At 73.5% G+C, this 17,261-nt stretch carries 17 protein-coding genes; 11 read left to right on the top strand and 6 right to left on the bottom strand.

The window, feature by feature from the left end; genetic code table 11:
* Positions 1 to 591 precede the first annotated feature (591 nt).
* Positions 592 to 2,229, top strand: coding sequence for an IgGFc-binding protein (locus WMF20_RS28510; protein ID WP_437605083.1), 1,638 nt, complete (start codon positions 592 to 594; stop codon positions 2,227 to 2,229).
* Positions 2,230 to 2,281: 52 nt separating this feature from the next.
* On the opposite strand, the gene WMF20_RS28505 is transcribed toward WMF20_RS28510, so the two are convergent.
* Entirely contained in the window at positions 2,282 to 3,466 is a 1,185-nt protein-coding gene (locus WMF20_RS28505; protein ID WP_437605082.1) for an alpha/beta fold hydrolase, read from the bottom strand.
* 67 nt (positions 3,467 to 3,533) lie between these two features.
* On the opposite strand from WMF20_RS28505, the gene WMF20_RS28500 reads away from it, so the two are divergent.
* Positions 3,534 to 4,142: a CGNR zinc finger domain-containing protein gene (locus WMF20_RS28500; protein WP_437605081.1), complete on the top strand. Its 609-nt coding sequence runs from the start codon at positions 3,534 to 3,536 to the stop codon at positions 4,140 to 4,142.
* Between the two features lie 78 nt (positions 4,143 to 4,220).
* Here the strand turns inward: WMF20_RS28500 and WMF20_RS28495 are convergent, their stop codons facing one another.
* Both WMF20_RS28495 and WMF20_RS28490 read right to left on the bottom strand, forming a co-directional pair.
* Positions 4,221 to 5,561 (bottom strand): MFS transporter, encoded by a 1,341-nt coding sequence (locus WMF20_RS28495; RefSeq protein WP_437605080.1) that lies wholly within the window; start codon positions 5,559 to 5,561, stop codon positions 4,221 to 4,223.
* The gene (locus WMF20_RS28490; protein WP_437605079.1) at positions 5,558 to 6,130 is read right to left on the bottom strand and encodes an ArsR/SmtB family transcription factor; all 573 of its coding nucleotides are present in this window, start codon (positions 6,128 to 6,130) and stop codon (positions 5,558 to 5,560) included. Before WMF20_RS28490 ends, WMF20_RS28495 begins: the two co-directional genes overlap by 4 nt.
* A 550-nt stretch (positions 6,131 to 6,680) precedes the next feature.
* Between WMF20_RS28490 and WMF20_RS28485 the strand changes: the two genes are divergently transcribed.
* Both WMF20_RS28485 and WMF20_RS28480 read left to right on the top strand, forming a co-directional pair.
* A complete protein-coding gene (locus tag WMF20_RS28485; RefSeq protein ID WP_437605078.1) occupies positions 6,681 to 7,895 on the top strand; it encodes a PcfJ domain-containing protein in 1,215 nt (404 codons plus the stop codon).
* 159 nt (positions 7,896 to 8,054) lie between these two features.
* Entirely contained in the window at positions 8,055 to 8,936 is an 882-nt protein-coding gene (locus WMF20_RS28480; RefSeq protein WP_437605077.1) for a VOC family protein, read from the top strand.
* 19 nt (positions 8,937 to 8,955) lie between these two features.
* Here WMF20_RS28480 and WMF20_RS28475 read toward each other — a convergent pair whose 3' ends face one another.
* Positions 8,956 to 9,861 (bottom strand): AraC family transcriptional regulator, encoded by a 906-nt coding sequence (locus WMF20_RS28475; RefSeq protein WP_437605076.1) that lies wholly within the window; start codon positions 9,859 to 9,861, stop codon positions 8,956 to 8,958.
* 219 nt (positions 9,862 to 10,080) lie between these two features.
* Here WMF20_RS28475 and WMF20_RS28470 point away from each other — a divergent pair, with 219 nt between their 5' ends.
* Positions 10,081 to 10,563, top strand: coding sequence for a DoxX family protein (locus WMF20_RS28470; RefSeq protein ID WP_437617178.1), 483 nt, complete (start codon positions 10,081 to 10,083; stop codon positions 10,561 to 10,563).
* Between the two features lie 140 nt (positions 10,564 to 10,703).
* Here WMF20_RS28470 and WMF20_RS28465 read toward each other — a convergent pair whose 3' ends face one another.
* On the bottom strand, positions 10,704 to 11,021 hold the full coding sequence (locus tag WMF20_RS28465) for a DUF6597 domain-containing transcriptional factor (RefSeq protein ID WP_437605075.1): 318 nt from the start codon (positions 11,019 to 11,021) through the stop codon (positions 10,704 to 10,706).
* 207 nt (positions 11,022 to 11,228) lie between these two features.
* On the opposite strand from WMF20_RS28465, the gene WMF20_RS28460 reads away from it, so the two are divergent.
* Positions 11,229 to 11,711, top strand: coding sequence for a DoxX family protein (locus WMF20_RS28460; protein ID WP_437617178.1), 483 nt, complete (start codon positions 11,229 to 11,231; stop codon positions 11,709 to 11,711).
* Between the two features lie 154 nt (positions 11,712 to 11,865).
* Here WMF20_RS28460 and WMF20_RS28455 read toward each other — a convergent pair whose 3' ends face one another.
* Positions 11,866 to 12,453, bottom strand: coding sequence for a Uma2 family endonuclease (locus WMF20_RS28455; protein ID WP_437605074.1), 588 nt, complete (start codon positions 12,451 to 12,453; stop codon positions 11,866 to 11,868).
* 243 nt (positions 12,454 to 12,696) lie between these two features.
* Here WMF20_RS28455 and WMF20_RS28450 point away from each other — a divergent pair, with 243 nt between their 5' ends.
* From WMF20_RS28450 to WMF20_RS28430, 5 genes are read left to right on the top strand one after another with little or no spacing between them, the layout of a single operon-like run.
* On the top strand, positions 12,697 to 13,428 hold the full coding sequence (locus WMF20_RS28450) for a hypothetical protein (protein ID WP_437605073.1): 732 nt from the start codon (positions 12,697 to 12,699) through the stop codon (positions 13,426 to 13,428).
* A complete protein-coding gene (locus tag WMF20_RS28445; RefSeq protein WP_437605072.1) occupies positions 13,425 to 14,303 on the top strand; it encodes a hypothetical protein in 879 nt (292 codons plus the stop codon). Before WMF20_RS28450 ends, WMF20_RS28445 begins: the two co-directional genes overlap by 4 nt.
* On the top strand, positions 14,300 to 14,998 hold the full coding sequence (locus WMF20_RS28440; RefSeq protein ID WP_437605071.1) for a hypothetical protein: 699 nt from the start codon (positions 14,300 to 14,302) through the stop codon (positions 14,996 to 14,998). Before WMF20_RS28445 ends, WMF20_RS28440 begins: the two co-directional genes overlap by 4 nt.
* Entirely contained in the window at positions 14,995 to 15,687 is a 693-nt protein-coding gene (locus WMF20_RS28435) for a response regulator transcription factor (protein WP_129577386.1), read from the top strand. The genes WMF20_RS28440 and WMF20_RS28435 overlap by 4 nt, the downstream gene beginning before the upstream one ends.
* 10 nt (positions 15,688 to 15,697) lie before the next feature.
* Entirely contained in the window at positions 15,698 to 17,248 is a 1,551-nt protein-coding gene (locus WMF20_RS28430; protein ID WP_437605070.1) for a sensor histidine kinase, read from the top strand.
* Positions 17,249 to 17,261 lie beyond the last annotated feature (13 nt).

Below are 17,261 nucleotides of genomic sequence, written 5' to 3'. Positions count from 1 at the left end.
GCCGCGGCCCACCCCTCCTCGTGTACGATCGCAGGTCGGGCACTCCTGGCGCGAGGTGATGGAGCATGAGAGAGCGCGAGCGAGGACGGGCTGAGGGGTCGAATCGACGGTCGCGGAAACGATGGTCGCTCGCTGTCGCGACCGCGATGGTCGTCTCCGTCTCCGGGCAGGCGAGGGCCGACGACGGATCTCCGCGGCTCGTCGGTCGCTTCTGAGCCGTCCTGTCCCGCAGGCCGGGAGGGGAGCGCCCGCGCATCGGGGCTCGGGCGTCGTGAGGCGCTCGGCGCTGCCCGGCCTGAATTGCAGGAAAGGCGGCTCGTTCCAGCCCACGTCGAGCATCTCGGGCGGACCGCGCTTGACAGTCCCGCGGCGACACGATGACTTCGGGAGGTGAGGTTCTCGACCACTTATCTTCTTTGGGCGGGATTGGCCTCGTCCCTTGTCGCCGCTGCCTGCACCCCGACGGCGGACCCACCCCTCGGCCCACCGAGAGGGTCGGGCGCGGGCGGGGCGGACGGGACGGGCGACGGCGGCGACCTGGATTTCGGCGACGTCACCGGCGGCTGGACGGGGAGCGGATGCTCCGCGGACATGAGAGGCGTCGTGGACGACGAGGGGAACGTCGTCGCGGTGTGCCCGCCCGAGCTGGGGTGCTTCCAGGGGCGGTGCGTCCCCGCGTGCGAGGCCGCGGAGAAGGCGGGCGGATCCATCGGGTGCGATTACCTCGCGCCGTCGCCGCCGTTCTTCCAGAACGAGCTCGACGCCTCCAGTTACAGCGGCGCGTGCCATGCGGTCTTCCTCGCGAACACCTGGCCCCGCCACGCCAGGATCCGCGTCGCCTACGGCGGCGAGGCGCTCGACGCGGCCGAGTTCACCTACCTCCCGAGCGGCATCGGCCCGAGCACCACGTACACGCGCTTGCCCGAAAACGGCATCCCGCCGGGCGAGGTGGCGGTGCTGTTCCTCTCGCACCGGCCGGGCGCGGCGAGCGCCTTCGGATCGCTCGAGTGCCCGCGGGCTCCCGCCGTCCTGGCCGACGTCGCGGTGCACAACAGCGGCACCGGCGCCGCGTTCCAGGTCGCGTCGGATACGCCCGTGTCGGCGTACGACATCCTGCCGTACGGCGGGGCGATGAGCTTCCTCCCCAGCGCCTCGCTCCTGTTCCCGCGCAGCACGTGGGGCACCAACTACGTCGCCCTGGCGCCGCACGCGTACGGCCTCGGCGTGCCGTGGATGATGCTCGTCGCCGCCGAGGACGACACCACGGTGGATCTCGTGCCCCCGTCGAGCCTCCCCGGCGGCGGCGGGGCCCCGGGCGCGCCGGCCGACGCCGCCACGCAGGTGACGCTCGGCGCCGGCGACGTGGTGCAATGGATGGGCGCCGACCCGAGCGGCGCCGTGCTCCAGTCGAACAAGCCCATCGGCGTGTGGACCGGCAACACCTACCTGCAGGTGGCCACCGACACCTCCCCGGCCGGCGGCGGTCAGGACGCGGCCCACCAGCAGATCGCGCCGATCCGCGCCCTTGGCAGCGAGTACGTCGGCGCCGGCGTGGTCTCGCGGCTGGCCTCGCAGGAGCCGGAGAGCGTCGTCTATCGCCTGCTCGGCGTGACCGACGGCACGGCGCTCTCGTGGGATCCGGCGCCGCCTCCGGGCGCGCCGGCCGCCCTGGAGGCGGGCGAGGTCGCCGAGTTCGAGGCGACATCGCTGTTCTCGGTGCGGTCCCAGGACGGCGGTCACCCCTTCATGCTCACGCAATACATGCCCGGCGCCCCCGCCTGGACGCGCCCCGGGTGCGTGGCGGAGATCCCGATCGCCGGCACCCCGTGCATGCTCGGGGACGAGGAGTGGGTCATCCAGCTGCCGCCCGAGCAGTTCCTTGAACGGTACGTGTTCTTCACCGATCCGACCTACGCCACGACGAGCCTGGTGATCACCCGCGTCAAGGGCCCGAACGGCTTCGCGGACGTGGAGCTGAGCTGTCTCGGTCCGGTGACCGGGTGGCGCCGGGTCGGGACCGCGGGCGCGTTCGAGGTGGCGCACGTCGATCTGAGCCGCGGCTTCGTGGGCGCGAGCCCCGCGTGCGAGACGAGCCTCCACGAGGCGCGCAGCGCGGGCGCCTTCGGCGTCACCGTCTGGGGAACGGACTTCTACGCGTCGTACGGCTACCCCGCCGGCGGCAACGTCGAGAGCATCAACGACGTCGTGGCCCCGCCGGTCCCGCGGTAGCTCGCGTCGCCTGGGCTCGTCCCTGGAGCGGGCGGCGCGATGCCGCTCGGGCTCAGCGGGGGAGCCGCTCCATGAAGCGCGCGATGTGCTGGGCGATCTCGACCGGCCGCTCCTCCACGGCGAAGTGCCCCGCGTCGAGCAAGTGGAGCTCCGCGTCGGGGAGATCGCGGAGATACGCCTTCGCGCCGGCGCTGATGAAGTCCGCGTCGTTGCGCCCCCACACGATGAGGGTAGGCGGCTTCCGGGCGCGCAGGAACGCCTGCCACGACGGATAGCGATCGACGTTGGTCTGGTAGTCCTGGATGAGCTGGACCTGGACCGCGCGCTCCTCCGGGGTGGCCAGGAAGGCGAGGTCGTGGGTCCAGGCGTCGGGGCTCACGCGATCGCGGTGCGCCACCGGCACATGCCGGAGATACTGCTCCTGCTTGACCCCCTCGGCGCTGACGAGCTGGGCGACCGCGGCGGCGCTCGCCGGGGACCGGTCGTCGTGGGCGTGCCGAATGCCCACCCGCAGCGCCTCGGACAGGCCTTCGACGTACGCGTTGGCGTTCTGCACGATGAGCCCGCGCAGCCGCTCGGGGTGGGCGAGCGCGACACGGAACCCGACCGGCCCGCCGAAGTCGTGCATGTAGATTGCGTACCGCGTGAGCCCGAGCGCCTCGGTGAAGCCGGTGATGTGCTCCGCGAGGAGGTCGAACGTGTACGTGACCTCGGAGGGGGAAGGGCGATCGCTGTAGCCCGATCCCAGGTAGTCCGGCGCCACGACGCGATATCGGCCCGAGAGGAGGGAGAGCAGCTCTCGGTATTCGTGGGATGACGACGGGAAGCCGTGGAGCAGGAGCAGCGCGGGGCGGTCGGGGCGTCCGGCTTCGCGGTAGAAGATCCTGCGGCCTCGCACCTCGACGGTGCGATAAAACGTCTTCTCCGGCCAGACCGCCTCGGGCGCTGCCGCCGGGGTCCGGTCGCCTGCCGGCGCGTCGGCTGGGGTGCCGGCGTGGCGGCTCGGCGCGAGCGACGGACCGGCGCACCCCGCGAGCGCGGCGACGAGCGCGGCGGAGGCCAGCCCGCCCGCGGCCCGGCCGAGCCGCGCGAGCCCGGAGCGCCGCCCAGCCGCGGCCCCCTTGGCACCGGCCGCGCCGTTCGCGGCGGGCGCGTCCACGGATCTCGCCGGCTCGACCTCCCGAGCTCGCGCCGCCGATCGCCCAGGGCCCACGTCCACGTTCTCCTCGCGGCTCATGCTAACCTCCGTATTCGACTTTTGACGGTTATGTAGCAGGCGTGCTAACCAGTCAAGTGGGTGATCGATGGTTAGCAGCGCGTCGCGTTTCCTCTGGGTCGGCCATCATCGGGCGCTCGATTTTCTCAACACCGAGCCGGTGCAGCGCGGCGGCCGGGTGGAGCTGCTCCCGGATTTGCGCGGCCTCGTCGACTGGTCCAGGGAGGCGGGCTTCCTCGACGGCGCGACCGCGGCGGGCGTCCTCGATCGCTGGGAAGGGTCGAGCGAGGGGGCGAGCGCCGTCGCACAGGCGCATCGGCTCCGGGCGGCGCTGCGCGCGCTGATCGAGCGGCCGCGCGAGCGCGGAGCGGCGGCAGAGGACGCGCTCGACGTGCTCAACCGGGCCCTGCGCCTCGACGCGGGGACCACGGAGGTCGTGCGGGCGCGCGCCGGGTTCGAGCGCCGGGGCCATGCGCGGATCGACGCGCCGGCGCAGCTCCTCGGCCCCATCGCCGAGGCGGCTGCGGGGCTCCTTTGCGATGTGGATCCGGAGCTCGTGAAGCGCTGCGGGAACCCGGATTGCGTCCTCTATTTTCACGACACGTCGAGGAACCACGCCCGGCGCTGGTGCAGCATGGAGCTGTGCGGCAACCGGATGAAGGTGGCCGCTCACTACCACCGCCATCGGGGCGGTTAGCGCGGCGGAGCGCCCACGAAGCGCGGCGCGCCAACGACCCGATCTGCCGACGAGCGTCCGTGTTGCCCGAATGCGCGATCAGCTGAGCTGGTGGGCAGGGGAACCCTCCGTTGCGGATCGCGCCGGCGCGGCCTGCGAGCCCCGCGCGCGCGCGGCGGCGCGCACGGTGAGCGCGGCCGCGACAAGCAGCGCTCCGGCGGCGGCCGCCCAGCCGTACGGGTAGCCGGCCCACGCCGCCACCCGGGCCACCGCGACGCTGCCGACCAGACAGCCGAGCTGGAGCGCGAGCGATCCGACGGAGATCAGCGTGGCGCGCCGGGCCGCGTCGACCCGCTCGTGCAGCGCCTCGGTGGTCAGCGGGCCGGGCACCCCACCGCTCACATAGGACAGCACGTATCCGGCGGCGGCCAGCGCGAGCCCGCCCGGGCCGGCGGCGGCCAGCCCGATCAGCGCGACCCCCAGCCCGAAGAGGGCGGTGCCGGCGGCGGCCGTGGACAGCGGCGACGCCAGCCCAACCCGGGTGCCGGCCCGGCAGAGCGCGGGGGCGGCCGCCGAGCCCGCGGCGCTGCCCAACCATGCGGCGGTGGCGAGCACCCCGAACGCCAGGCCGGCCCGGTCGGCGCCGCCCAGCATCTCTGCCAGCTGCAGCGGGGTGAGCAGCTCCAGCGCGGCGATGGCGAAGCCGACCGCGGCCATGCGCAGCATCAGCAGCCGGACCACCGGGTCGCTGGACGAAAGCCGCACCCCGGAAGCGACCTGGGCCGGCACGTCGCGCAGCATCGCCGCGGCGCCGGTGGCCCGCGGCAGCCGGATGCCCCCCGGCTCGACCACGAGCGCCGCGTGCGCGATCAGGCTGGCGGCGGCCACCGCGGCGGCGGCCAGCGCCGGCACCGAGAACGGCGACAGCACCCCGCCCGAACGCAGGCCGTCGGCGACGCCGGGCAGCCAGCCGCCGAGGGTCGCGGCCAGGCCGAGGCCGAGGGCCTCCACGGCCCAGCCGCGCGAGATGCCGGTGCGCAGCACGGTGTCGGGGTCGGCGGCGCGCGCGGTGTCGACGTACCAGGCCTCCAGCGGGCCGGAGCCGAGCGCGCGGGCGGCGGCCGACACAAGCGCGACGGCGGCGAACTGCCACCAGGTCCGGGCGAAGGCCAACCCGGTCAGGCCGACCACGGACAGCGCGCCGGACAGCAGCAGGGTGCCGCGGCGGCCGAGCTGATCGGCCAGGCCGCCGGTGGGCAGCTCCAGCGCGATGACGGCGCCCGAGTAGAGCGCGACGAGCAGACCCGCCGTGGGCAGGTCGAGGCCGCGGTCGGTGTACAGCAGCACCATCACCGGAAAGACCAGGCCGGTGGCGAACCAGCGCAGCCCGCTCAGCGCGAGGTAGCGCCGTTCGGCCTGGCGTGCGCTGAGCGGCCTCACAGGGGCACCTCCGCGAACGCGAGGAGCTGCTGGTAGACCCGCACGTGGCCGACCGGCTCGTCGCCGGCGTCGGGCGGCGACGACCGGTAGCGGGCGAAGACCTCGCCCAGCTCCTCGGTCAGCCGGGTGAGCTGGGACGGGGTGAGCCGCAGCAGGTCGTCGAAGACGCCGCCGGCGTCGGCCCACCGGGGGTCGAGGGCGTCGCGCTCGGCCGACCAGCGCTGGAACGCGTCGACGGCGGAGGCGAGCTGGCGGCGCTCCAGCGCGTCGCTGATCTGGCGACCCTCGGGATCGCCGGCGAGCTCGGCCCGGCTCCAGCTGGTGAAGCGGTGGGTCGCGCGCCAGCGCTTGTCGCGCCGGTTCGGCTGCTGGGAGACCTCCTCCACGAAGCCGTACCGGGCGAGCTGGCGCAGGTGGTAGCTGGTCGAGCCGCTCGACTCGTCGAGGCGCCGGCCGAGCTCGGAGGCGGTGGCCGGGCCCTCGTAGCGCAGCAGCGCGAGCAGCTTCGAGCGGATCGGGTGGGCGACCGCCTTGAGCGTCTCGACGTCGGGCACGGTGCGCTGGGCCATCCCTCGATGGTACGATCGCAAAGAAAACTTTGCAAAGATTTGTTTGCGATCCGGCTCCTTCCGTCCTCCTCGGTCGTCCGAGAGACGCGGTACCCGCATCACCTGCACGCCACTCGGCGCTGTGATCGCTGACCAGGCTCCCGCGCGCGACGCGGAGGCGGTACCTCACGTGGACGCCCTGCGCGACCTGCCCCACGGCGTGCTGGTAGCTGGCGCGCGCGCCGCACGGCGGCCGCGATACAGAGCCTGTTTCGAAGCGCTCTTGTGAACGGCGCTCGAATGCGTGGAGTCGCCTTGGCGGCGGAGCGAGCTTGACCCTCGCGCCGGCGTCCGGCAGAGTGACCATGTGCGCTTCTTCCGTTTCTCCTGAGCGACACGCCGTGTGAGCTGCCCCTCGCCCCCGGGCGAGCGAGGCCTCGCGCGGCGTGCGTGTGCGTGCTGAACGGGCGCCGGTGCGCGGCGAGCGGCCCAATGCAGGGCCCTCGGCGTTCGGCGCCTCCCCATCCGCACGGCGTGGCCGAGGTCTCGGTCCACGCAAGGAGAACGGCTCGTGTCGAACACCACCTGCTTCCATCGCCATGCCCGGCGCGAGGTCGATCGCGCCGTCAGTGACGCCTTTTCGGACCTCGCGGGCGACCTCGCGGCGCGCTCCGCCTTCGCCTCTTTGCTCGGTCACGCCCGCGAGCGCTCGACGCTGCTGTGCGCCGGCCGCGACCACGCGTCGCGCGCCGCGGCCGTCCGGGCGCTCAGGAACCTCGCGCGCCACAACGCGGCGCACGTCGCCTCGGCGGCCACCTGGGCGGGCGGCGATGCCGGCGTGAACGACCTGATTCACTCGCTCGCGCAGCACGTCGTCGGCCGCTACGTCGTCCCGTGCGGCTTCGTCTCCGTGTGGCTCGCCGACGACCCGGAGCCGCAGCGCTGGTTCATCGAGCACGCGAACGGCCGCCCGTTCCGCGAGATCTCCGGGCTGCCGGTGCGGATGACCCGCCGCATGGAGCACATCCTTTTGACCTCGCCGCCGCACCTCCCGCTCCAGGCGGCGATGCGGCGCGCGGAGATCCTCGGCCTCGACGGCCCGCCGGAGCTCGTCGACACCATTCTGACGACGGACCTCGCCGCCGATCTCGGCCACGGGGACCTGTGGCGCCAGGCCTTGCGCTTCTTTGCTCGCTACTGGGACGCCCTCGGCCCGATCCGCGTCACGACCATCATCGACTTCCTCTATGCGCGGTGCGTCCGCCCGACCGAGATCGCGACCGACGCGGGGGTCTTGATCAAGGGGCCCCCGGATCCCGATTTCTCGCTGGCCGGGCGGACGCCTCAGTCGCTCCTGCGCATCGTCGACGCCTGGCACGCCGAGCTCGCGGTTCGCCGTGGCACCGGCCGGACCTGGCCGACGTCCAAGCTACAAGGCTTCCGCTACGTCGAGCCGCCGAGGCCGGAGGCCGGGGAGGGGCCGATCGAGTGGCGGATCGCGGAGCTCTTGAGCAGCGGCGAGCTCGTCGCCGAGGGGCGCGCGCTCAGGCATTGCGTCGCGAGCTACGAGGATCGCTGCGTGCGGGGCGTGTCGAGCATCTGGTCGTTGCGCCGTCAGGCCGGGGAGGGAGCACCGGTGCGGCGCTTCACGATCGAGGTCGATCCGCGCGCGCGGGCCATCGTTCAGATTCGAGGGTTCGCGAACTGCCGCGCCGACGGGCACCCACGGCGGATCATCGGCATGTGGGCGGAGCGCGAGCGCCTCACCGTGGCCAGCCACGCCTGAGGCGCGCGGCGGGGGGGCTCGCCGCGCGTCGGTCGTTGCGGACCCCGGCGCCGCCGCCGCTCGCGCTCCCGCGGCTGTTCTCGCGAGGGTTGCCGAAGGACCACCCGCGGCTTCCAATTTGTCCAATACGGCGGCGCGCGCGGACGACAGGATCGGCGCATGAAGATCATCCGCAAGATCATCCTCATCCTGGTCATTTTCTCCCTCGGAGGCTGCATGTCCCAAACCACGGAACCGACCCCGGACACGGGAGTCCCCAATGCCACCTTGGCGGTCGTCCGTTACCAAGTCACGGATGTCGATCGCGCCGTTCTCTTCTACACCGAGCGGCTCGGCTTCGCGCTCGACATGCAGTCCGGCACGGAGTTCGCGGCGGTCTCGCGCGGCGACCTGCGCTTGCTCCTGAGCGGACCCGGCAGCTCCGGCGCGCGCCCGATGCCCGACGGCCGCGCTCAGGCCGCCGGCGGTTGGAACCGCGTCGTCCTCTATGTCGACGACTTCGCCGCGCTCATCGATCGGCTCCGCGCGGCAGGGACACCCTTCCGAAACGACATCGAACGCGGCGTGGGGGGCGCGCAGATTCAGATCGACGATCCGGACGGCAACCCGGTCGAGCTCCACGAGGCATCGGCGGAATCGACCTCGGCCGCGGGAGGCCCGAGTGCCACCTGGGCAGTCGTCCGCTACCAGGTCACGGACGTCGATCGCGCCGTTCTCTTCTACACCGAGCGGCTCGGCTTCGCGCTCGACATGCAGTCCGGCACGGAGTTCGCGGCGGTTTCGCGCGGCGACCTGCGCTTGCTCCTGAGCGGACCCGGCAGCTCCGGCGCGCGCCCGATGCCCGACGGCCGCGCTCAGGTCGCCGGCGGTTGGAACCGCGTCGTCCTCTACGTCGACGACTTCGCCGCGCTCATCGATCGACTCCGTGCGGCCGAGACACCCTTCCGAAACGACATCGAACGCGGCGTGGGGGGCGCGCAGATCCAGATCGAAGATCCGGACGGCAACCCGGTCGAGCTCCACGAGGCATCGGCGGGTTAGCCGCGCCGACCTTTCGCGGTCATCGGGTCAGGACACCTCGGGGGCGCGCGCGTTGCCGGTCCCTTCCGCGCGCCCCATCCGGCGCGGCCGGCGCGGCGATGGCGATGTGGTGCAGCTTGACGTGCTCGCGGGAGGACCGGGCGATGAGCGCGGTCGGCGAATTGCCGGAGAGGGCCACGAACTCGCGGATCAGGTGCGACTGATCGCAGAACCCTGACTCGGCGGCGAGCCGGGCCCAGTCCGGCTCGCGCTCCCTCTCGGCGCGCGAAAGCGCCCGTCGAAAGCGTGTGATCCGAGCGAAGGCCTTCGGGGCGAGGCCGGTCTCGGCGGTGAACACGTCGATGAGCCGCCGGTGGCTGATGCCGAGCGTGGCCGCGACGTCGGCGACGCGCCTTTCGCCTCCCTCGAGCGCCGCGATCGCATGCGGCACCAGGGGATGACCGGGGCGCGCATTCGAAAGGCGGTCGAGCAACGCGCGCTCGAGCAGCGCGAAGCGAGCGCGCGGCTCCGGCGCCGCGCACAGGCGCTCGCGGAGCTCCGCCGCCCGTCGCCCCCAGAGCTCCGCGAGGTCGGCGTGCGTGTCGGTCAGCGCGCCGGGCGGCGCGCCGAGGAACGGCCACGCGCCGCCGGGGCGGAACTGGACCCCGACCATCGACGCGTGCTCGCGTGTGTCGACGCCGAAGGAGGACTGGTACGCGCCCGACACGGCGGCACCGGAGTGGCGGCGAAGGGTGGGGCCGTCGTAGATGCGAAGCTCGTCCTCGTCGAGGTTGACGACCAGCTGGAGGGTACCGGAGGGTAGGATGCGCTCGGCCGCGTGGGGCGGCGCAGCCGAAAGGTACCAGAGCTCGGCGACGTGCGCCGAGAGCGGCGGACCCGGCACGTGGCGGACATACAACACGAGGACATGATGACCGACGATCACGCCGCCGGCCATATCGCTGCGCGGCGATCGCCTGCGTCGGTCTGTCGCTCGGCTCCGGCGCACGCGTCGGGTCGCCCCTCGGCGGCCGGGGGGCCGTGAGGGCACGCTTCAGGATAGTCGGCTCGCCGGTCGTGCTCTACGGCCGCGGCTCGAGCTTGACGGGATCACGAGGACCGCCTACGCGCTTCGATAGGTTCTCGACGAAGGGCGGACGACATGATGAAACACCTGCGCAAGATGCTCGAGTCCGAGGCGCCTGCGGCAACGCTCCTCGTCCGCCTCTCGGTCGGGGCCGTCTTCTTGTCCGAAGGGCTCCAGAAGTTCATCTATCCAGCGGAGCTCGGCGCCGGACGGTTCGTCAAGATCGGCATTCCCTGGCCGGAGGCCATGGGACCTTTCGTAGGGGTGGTCGAGATCGTCTGCGGGGTCCTCGTGCTCGCGGGGCTCCTGACCCGGTTCGCCGCCGCTCTGCTCGTCATCGACATGGTCGTGGCGCTGGTCTCGACAAAGCTCCCGATCCTGCTCGGCCGAGACATCCTCGGCTTCCACGTGCGCAAGATGCCGCAATACGGCTTCTGGAGCATGGCCCACGAGGCGAGGACGGACTGGGCGATGCTGCTCGGCGCGCTGTTTCTCGTCGTCGTCGGCGCGGGGCGCTGGTCCGTCGACGCGCGCCTGGCGCGGCGCCGGAGCGCGCTGTGAACGAGAGTCCCTCGACGCACACGACGAGGACCCGGAGCCGTTCCTCTGGACCGAGGCGGCGGACGAAATCCTCGCGCGCATCGGTCGGTTCGCGCAGCGGACGCCCGATGTCCACGGCGAGAGGGCTTCATTCGCGCTCTTCAGGAACGGGACATTAACTGGACCCCGACCATCGACGCGTGCTCGCGTGTGTCGACGCCGAAGGAGGACTGGTACGCGCCCGACACGGCGGCACCGGAGTGGCGGCGAAGGGTGGGGCCGTCGTAGATGCGAAGCTCGTCCTCGTCGAGGTTGACGACCAGCTGGAGGGTACCGGAGGGTAGGATGCGCTCGGCCGCGTGGGGCGGCGCAGCCGAAAGGTACCAGAGCTCGGCGACGTGCGCCGAGAGCGGCGGACCCGGCACGTGGCGGACATACAACACGAGGACATGATGACCGACGATCACGCCGCCGGCCATATCGCTGCGCGGCGATCGCCTGCGTCGGTCTGTCGCTCGGCTCCGGCGCACGCGTCGGGTCGCCCCTCGGCGGCCGGGGGGCCGTGAGGGCACGCTTCAGGATAGTCGGCTCGCCGGTCGTGCTCTACGGCCGCGGCTCGAGCTTGACGGGATCACGAGGACCGCCTACGCGCTTCGATAGGTTCTCGACGAAGGGCGGACGACATGATGAAACACCTGCGCAAGATGCTCGAGTCCGAGGCGCCTGCGGCAACGCTCCTCGTCCGCCTCTCGGTCGGGGCCGTCTTCTTGTCCGAAGGGCTCCAGAAGTTCATCTATCCAGCGGAGCTCGGCGCCGGACGGTTCGTCAAGATCGGCATTCCCTGGCCGGAGGCCATGGGACCTTTCGTAGGGGTGGTCGAGATCGTCTGCGGGGTCCTCGTGCTCGCGGGGCTCCTGACCCGGTTCGCCGCCGCTCTGCTCGTCATCGACATGGTCGTGGCGCTGGTCTCGACAAAGCTCCCGATCCTGCTCGGCCGAGACATCCTCGGCTTCCACGTGCGCAAGATGCCGCAATACGGCTTCTGGAGCATGGCCCACGAGGCGAGGACGGACTGGGCGATGCTGCTCGGCGCGCTGTTTCTCGTCGTCGTCGGCGCGGGGCGCTGGTCCGTCGACGCGCGCCTGGCGCGGCGCCGGAGCGCGCTGTGAACGAGAGTCCCTCGACGCACACGACGAGGACCCGGAGCCGTTCCTCTGGACCGAGGCGGCGGACGAAATCCTCGCGCGCATCGGTCGGTTCGCGCAGCGGACGCCCGATGTCCACGGCGAGAGGGCTTCATTCGCGCTCTTCAGGAACGGGACATTAGGTTGCCTCGTCTCCGAAGAGCGCGTCCATCTCCAGCTCCACTTCCCAGAACGGCTCTGCCCTGACGCGCTCTCCGCGCTCGGCGGCGAGGACCAGCAGATAGCCCTCGGACGTCCACCGGTGGACGGTCAGCGTCTGGTCCTCGGGATCCACGATCCAGGTGTGCGGCACGCCGCACCGCTGATAGACGCGCATCTTCTTCACGCGATCGTTGCGCGCGGTGGAGGGCGACAGCACCTCGCACACCCAGTCGGGCCGCACGGAGCTCGGCGTCGTCCTGGGCAGCTCTGGCGATCTGTCCCGCCGCCATCCGACCACGTCGGGGCGATAGACCTGATCCTCGGCGAACTGCACTTCGGCCTCGGTCACGATCCACCACCCGCCCGGGAGCCGCCCGCCCGGCCGCCGGTCGTACGGGTCGCCGATGCGGCCTCCGAGGACGCGCTGCGCCCTCCCGTGCGGGCCGCTCGGCATGGCCTTGCGCACGAGCTCGCCGTCGACGATCTCGTGGAAGCGCTGCTCCTCCGGGATGGCCAGGAGATCGGCGAGGCTGGCCCGGGGCCCGAGCTGGACGCCAACCGACATCCCGCCAGCATACCGCGCGACGCCGCCGGCTTGCAGGCCGGCCGCGGCAGGCGCCTGGCAGAGGACCGGCGAGGCTCCTGCGCGGGTGGCGCTGGCCGCGGCGGGCGGGCTGCCACAACTTCGCCACAACCTCTCCGCGTTCGTTCCTCGTCGCGGGCGCGGGCGCGCCTCGAGCGCGGGGTACTCCCATCGAGGCTGCGGCGGCCCAGCGCGCCGCGCAGCGCTCATCACCACGGAGGTCCTGTGCAGGCGCAAGCTCCCTGTCTCGTCGTTCCCCCCTCGCCGGAGCCCGGCTCGGAAGCCGGCGCTCTCGCGCCCGCGGCGCCGCGAAGCGACGCGCCGCCGCCGCCCGCGGCCGCCGCCGCGCCGGGCGCCGCCGCCGAGCCCGCGGCGCGCGCCGGACACCCCGGCTGGACGGCCTCTCTCCTCGCCGAGCGGCAGGCCGCGGATCTCCGCCAGGACCTCGCCAGGTTCGGCGTCGGCGTCGGCCTCGCCGCGCTGTACGGGCTCGCGCTCGGCGCCCGGCAGGGCGGCCTGTCGCTCGTCCAGCACGCCGCCGGCGTGCCGGCGGCCATGGTCGCCGTCGCCTGCCTCGGCGTCCCCGCGCTGACGATCGTCCTGACCCTCTTCGACGCGCCGCTCGACCCCGCGCGCGCCCTGTCGGCCACGGCGCGCGCCGCCGCGGCGACCGGCCTCGTGCTCGGCGGCCTCGCGCCCGCCGCCGCGCTCTTCGTCGTCACGAGCGGGGCGCCCGAGACGGCGGCCATCATGGGGCTGATCGGCCTCGCGGTCGGCGGCGTCATCGGCGTGCGCGTCCTGCTGCGCGATCTCGGCGCCGTGCTCCGGCCCGATCGGGGCCCGCTCACCTGGTCCGGCACCACCGCGGCGCTCCTCGGGTTCGCCGGGTTCGCCGTCGCGCTCGCCCTGCGCGTCTGGTGGGGGACGCTCCCGATCCTGAGAGGAGGTGCCCTGTGAGCGCCGCCGTCGTGAGCCGCCTGCTCCGGGCGCCCGCCGAGGTCGCCGCGAGCTGCCGTGAAGACAGGGACATCCGCGCCATCGCGCTCGCGTCGCTCGGCGCCATCGCCCTCGGCTCCGCCGTGTTCGGCGGCGTGATCGGGAGCTTCCGCGGCAAGGAGCAGATCCTCTACGCGGCCGTCAAGGTGCCGCTCGCGATGCTGATCACGCTCGCGCTCTGCGCCCCGGCGTTCCACGCGCTCGCGGCGGTCCTCGGCCGCCCCTGGCCGATGCGGTCGATCATCGCCCTCGTCCTCGCGTCGGCGGGCCGCTCCTCGCTCGTGCTGCTCGCGTTCGCGCCCGTGCTCTGGCTGCTCATCGACCTGGGGCTCGGCTACCACGCCTCCTCCGTCGCCGCGTGGCTCGCCTACGCCGGCGCGGGCCTCGCCGCGCTCGGCGTGCTCGTCCGCGGCATCGGCGCGGGCCAGGGCCGCGCCCTCACCGCGGTCGCCTTCATGGCCGTGTTCTTCGCGGTCGGCGGTCAGGCCGCGTGGATGCTCCGGCCGTACCTCGGCCGGCCGAGCCAGAAGGAAATCCCGTTCGTGCGCGCCCGCGAGGGGAGCTTCTCCGACGCGCTCGTCAAGAGCTGCCGCTCCGCGCTCGGGATCTACGACGAGGATCCGCGCTCGCTCGAGCGGCGCCACAAGCCCCGGAGCAGCTCGGATCCGCGCGGCGGGCGCCCGGCCGACGTCTCGACGCCGGTCGGCGTGGGCCCGGTCGACGTCGCGCCGCCGGCCGGCATGGCCCCGCGCGTCGCTCCGCCGCCGCAGGGCGCGTACCCGGACGGCGTCGATCCGGACGCCGCGCGCGTCGGCCCGACGGAGGCGGCGCGATGAGCCTCCGCGATCTCTCGATCCTGTACCTGCTCGCGGGCCTCGCGTGCGCCGTCGCGGTGTACCGCGCCTCGCGCGATCGCGGCGACGCGCGCCGCCGCGCCGCCCTCTCCGCGGCGCTCTGCGTGCCGCTCTGGCCCATCTGGGCCCCCGTCGCGCTCACCGCGGGCCGCGGGGCGGCCAGCGACCGGCCGGACGGCGGCGCCGGCACCGCCGCCGCCCGCGTCCAGGGCGCGCTGCGCGAGGGGGTCAGCGCCTGCGCCGGCACGTCGTTCGAGGCGCTCCTGTCGCGCGAGGCCGCCGCGCGCATCGAGGCCGAGGTGGCGCGCGCCGCCGCCCGCCACGCCGAGCTCGACGCGCTGCTCCGCCAGGGCGGCTTCGACGAGGCCGCCGCCGCCGCGCGCGTCGCCGAGATCGAGCGCGACGGCGCGGGGGGGCGCGCGCTGGCGACGGCGCACCTCCACCTCGAGAACATCCGGCGCCTCCGGGCGATGCGCGACCACGACGCCCGCGCCCTCGAGGAGCTCGCGGATCTCGTCCAGGCGCTGCGCACGCAGCTCGTCCTGGCGCGCTTCGCCGGATCCTCGGTCGAGGGCGTCGGTGGTATCGTGTCCGAGGTCTGGGCGCGCGTGGAGGGCCTCGGCGCGGCGATCGACGCGCACGGCGGCGCCGGATCAGAGGGACCGATCGCGACGTGAGCAAGCACATCCTGGTCGTCGACGATGAGGCGCGCATCCGCGAGGTCCTGCTCTACGCCCTGCAGAAGGAGGGCTACACCGTCACGGCGGTCGCCGACGGGCGCGCCGCGATCGAGGCGGCCGGGGCGGGGGACGTGGACCTCGTGGTGCTCGACGTGATGCTCCCCGAGCTCGACGGCCTGGAGGTGTGCCGGCGGCTGCGCGCCGCGAGCAGGACGCCGATCCTCTTCCTGTCGGCGCGCGGCGACGAGGTCGACCGGATCGTCGGCCTCGAGCTCGGCGGCGACGATTACCTCACCAAGCCGTTCTCGCCGCGCGAGCTCGTGGCGCGGGTGCGCGCGCTGCTCCGGCGGGCCGAGGCGCCGCCCCCCGCGCCGGCCGAGGCGCGCGCCGCGGTCCTCCGCCACGGCCCGATCGAGGTCGACATAGGCCGCCACGAGGCCCGCTACCTCGGGCAGCCCGTGTCGCTCACCGCGACCGAGCTCGGCGTGCTCGGCGCGCTGCTCGAGCGGCCGGGCGTCGTGCTCTCGCGCGGCCAGCTCATGCAGCGCGCCTACCGCTACGACAACCTCATCACGGAGCGCACCATCGACACCCACGTTCGCCGGATTCGCGCGAAGTTTCGCGTAGTTGGCGGCGATCCGATCGCGACCGTCCACGGCGTCGGCTACAAGGTGCAGGGCGCGTAGCCGGGCCGCGATGCCAGGCCGACCGATGCGCGCGATGATCGAGCGCCTGCGCCGGGAGCTCGGCCGGATCCGCGTCCGGCTGCTCGTCGTCAACCTGGTGGTGCTGCTCGTGCCGGCGGCGGGGCTCGAGTTCGCGCGGATCTACGAGCGGCAGCTGCTCGGCTCGCTCGAGCGCGACATGGCGAACCAGGCGGCCCTCGTGGCGGCGATGCTCGCGTCGGATCTCGACCGGGGGCTCGAGCTCGACGCGCCGGAGCACGGCGACGTGCTGACCCGGGCCGCGCGGCGCACGCGCACGCGCGTGCGGATCCTCGACGGGGCGGGCGCGGTGGTCGTCGACTCGCACGAGAACGGCCCGCCCGAGGGGCCGGAGCCGGCGGTGCCCGCGCTGCTCCCGGCGCGCGCCCGGGGCGGTTCGGGCGTCGGCCTCGGCGATCTTGCCGACGGGGTGCGGCCTTTCGGCAAGGACGCGCGCGAGCGCTGGCCCGAGGTCGCGGATCGCCCGGAGGTGCGCGACGCGCTCTCGGGGCGCCGCGGCGCGAGGACGCGGGTCCGGGAGCGGCAGCCTGCGGTCTTCCTGTTCCTGGCCGAGCCGATCCGCTGGGGCGGCGAGGTGCTGGGCGCCGTCTACGTGGTGCGCTCGACGCAGCCGGTGCTCGTGGAGCTGCACCGGATCCGGTCGGGCCTGATCCAGGTCCTCCTGAGCGCGAGCCTGTTCACGGGCCTCGTCACGCTGGCGCTCGCGTGGTCGATCTCGAGGCCGCTCGGCAAGCTCTCGCGCGCGGCCAAGCGCATCGCGGCCGGCGAGCGCGACATCGAGGTGCCGGTCTCGGGGAGCGGCGAGATCCGCGAGCTCGGCGCGTCGTTCGCGGCGATGAACGAGCGGCTGGGGGCGCGCCTGCGGTACACCTCGGATTTCGCGGCCGACGTGGCGCACGAGTTCAAGTCGCCGCTCACGTCGATCCGGGGGGCGGCCGAGCTGCTCGACGAGGGGGCGGCGGACGATCCCGAGGCGCGGCGGCGCTTCTTGCGGAACATCGAGCTCGACGTGGCGCGGCTCGATCGGCTCGTGTCGCGGCTGCTGGAGCTGAGCCGGATCGAGGCCTCGAGCGAGGCGATGACGGTGCTCGACCTGGAGGCGCTCGTGGCGCGGGTGGTGGAGCGGTGCAGGGCGCGCGAGAGGCCGGTGGTGCTGCGGTACGAGATGTCGAGGCGGCTGCTGCGGGCGCGGCAGACGGACCTGGAGACGGCGCTGCTGAACCTCTTGGACAACGCGGTGAGGTTCTCGCCGCCGGGGGAGGCGGTGGTGGTGACCGTGGAGGGCGAGGAGGGCGGGAGGACCGCGAGGATCTCGGTGCGCGACCGGGGGCCGGGGGTGCCGGCGCAGCATCGGGCGCGGATCTTCGACCGGTTCTTCACGACCGACGAGAGCCGGAACGGGACGGGGCTCGGGCTCGCCATCGTGAAGAGCGTGGTCGAGGCGCACGGCGGGGCGGTGAGCGTGGAGAGCGCGCCGGGGGAGGGGGCGACGTTCGTGGTGGAGCTGCCGGTGAGGCAGTAGGGCGGGGAGGGGA

This window comes from Sorangium sp. So ce834, assembly GCF_051521425.1.
In the GTDB taxonomy this organism is placed as follows: domain Bacteria; phylum Myxococcota_A; class Polyangia; order Polyangiales; family Polyangiaceae; genus Sorangium; species Sorangium cellulosum_D.
This window is presented reverse-complemented; position numbering and strand designations above follow the sequence as displayed.

Coding starts and splice junctions, on each gene's coding strand:
- WMF20_RS28455 (WP_437605074.1), bottom strand. CDS start 12,453: ATGTCGGTTGGCGTCCAGCTCGGGCCCCGGGCCAGCCTCGCCGATCTC.
- WMF20_RS28505 (WP_437605082.1), bottom strand. CDS start 3,466: ATGAGCCGCGAGGAGAACGTGGACGTGGGCCCTGGGCGATCGGCGGCG.
- WMF20_RS28500 (WP_437605081.1), top strand. CDS start 3,534: ATGGTTAGCAGCGCGTCGCGTTTCCTCTGGGTCGGCCATCATCGGGCG.
- WMF20_RS28465 (WP_437605075.1), bottom strand. CDS start 11,021: ATGGCCGGCGGCGTGATCGTCGGTCATCATGTCCTCGTGTTGTATGTC.
- WMF20_RS28490 (WP_437605079.1), bottom strand. CDS start 6,130: ATGGCCCAGCGCACCGTGCCCGACGTCGAGACGCTCAAGGCGGTCGCC.
- WMF20_RS28460 (WP_437617178.1), top strand. CDS start 11,229: ATGAAACACCTGCGCAAGATGCTCGAGTCCGAGGCGCCTGCGGCAACG.
- WMF20_RS28470 (WP_437617178.1), top strand. CDS start 10,081: ATGAAACACCTGCGCAAGATGCTCGAGTCCGAGGCGCCTGCGGCAACG.
- WMF20_RS28510 (WP_437605083.1), top strand. CDS start 592: ATGAGAGGCGTCGTGGACGACGAGGGGAACGTCGTCGCGGTGTGCCCG.
- WMF20_RS28480 (WP_437605077.1), top strand. CDS start 8,055: ATGAAGATCATCCGCAAGATCATCCTCATCCTGGTCATTTTCTCCCTC.
- WMF20_RS28430 (WP_437605070.1), top strand. CDS start 15,698: ATGCCAGGCCGACCGATGCGCGCGATGATCGAGCGCCTGCGCCGGGAG.
- WMF20_RS28440 (WP_437605071.1), top strand. CDS start 14,300: ATGAGCCTCCGCGATCTCTCGATCCTGTACCTGCTCGCGGGCCTCGCG.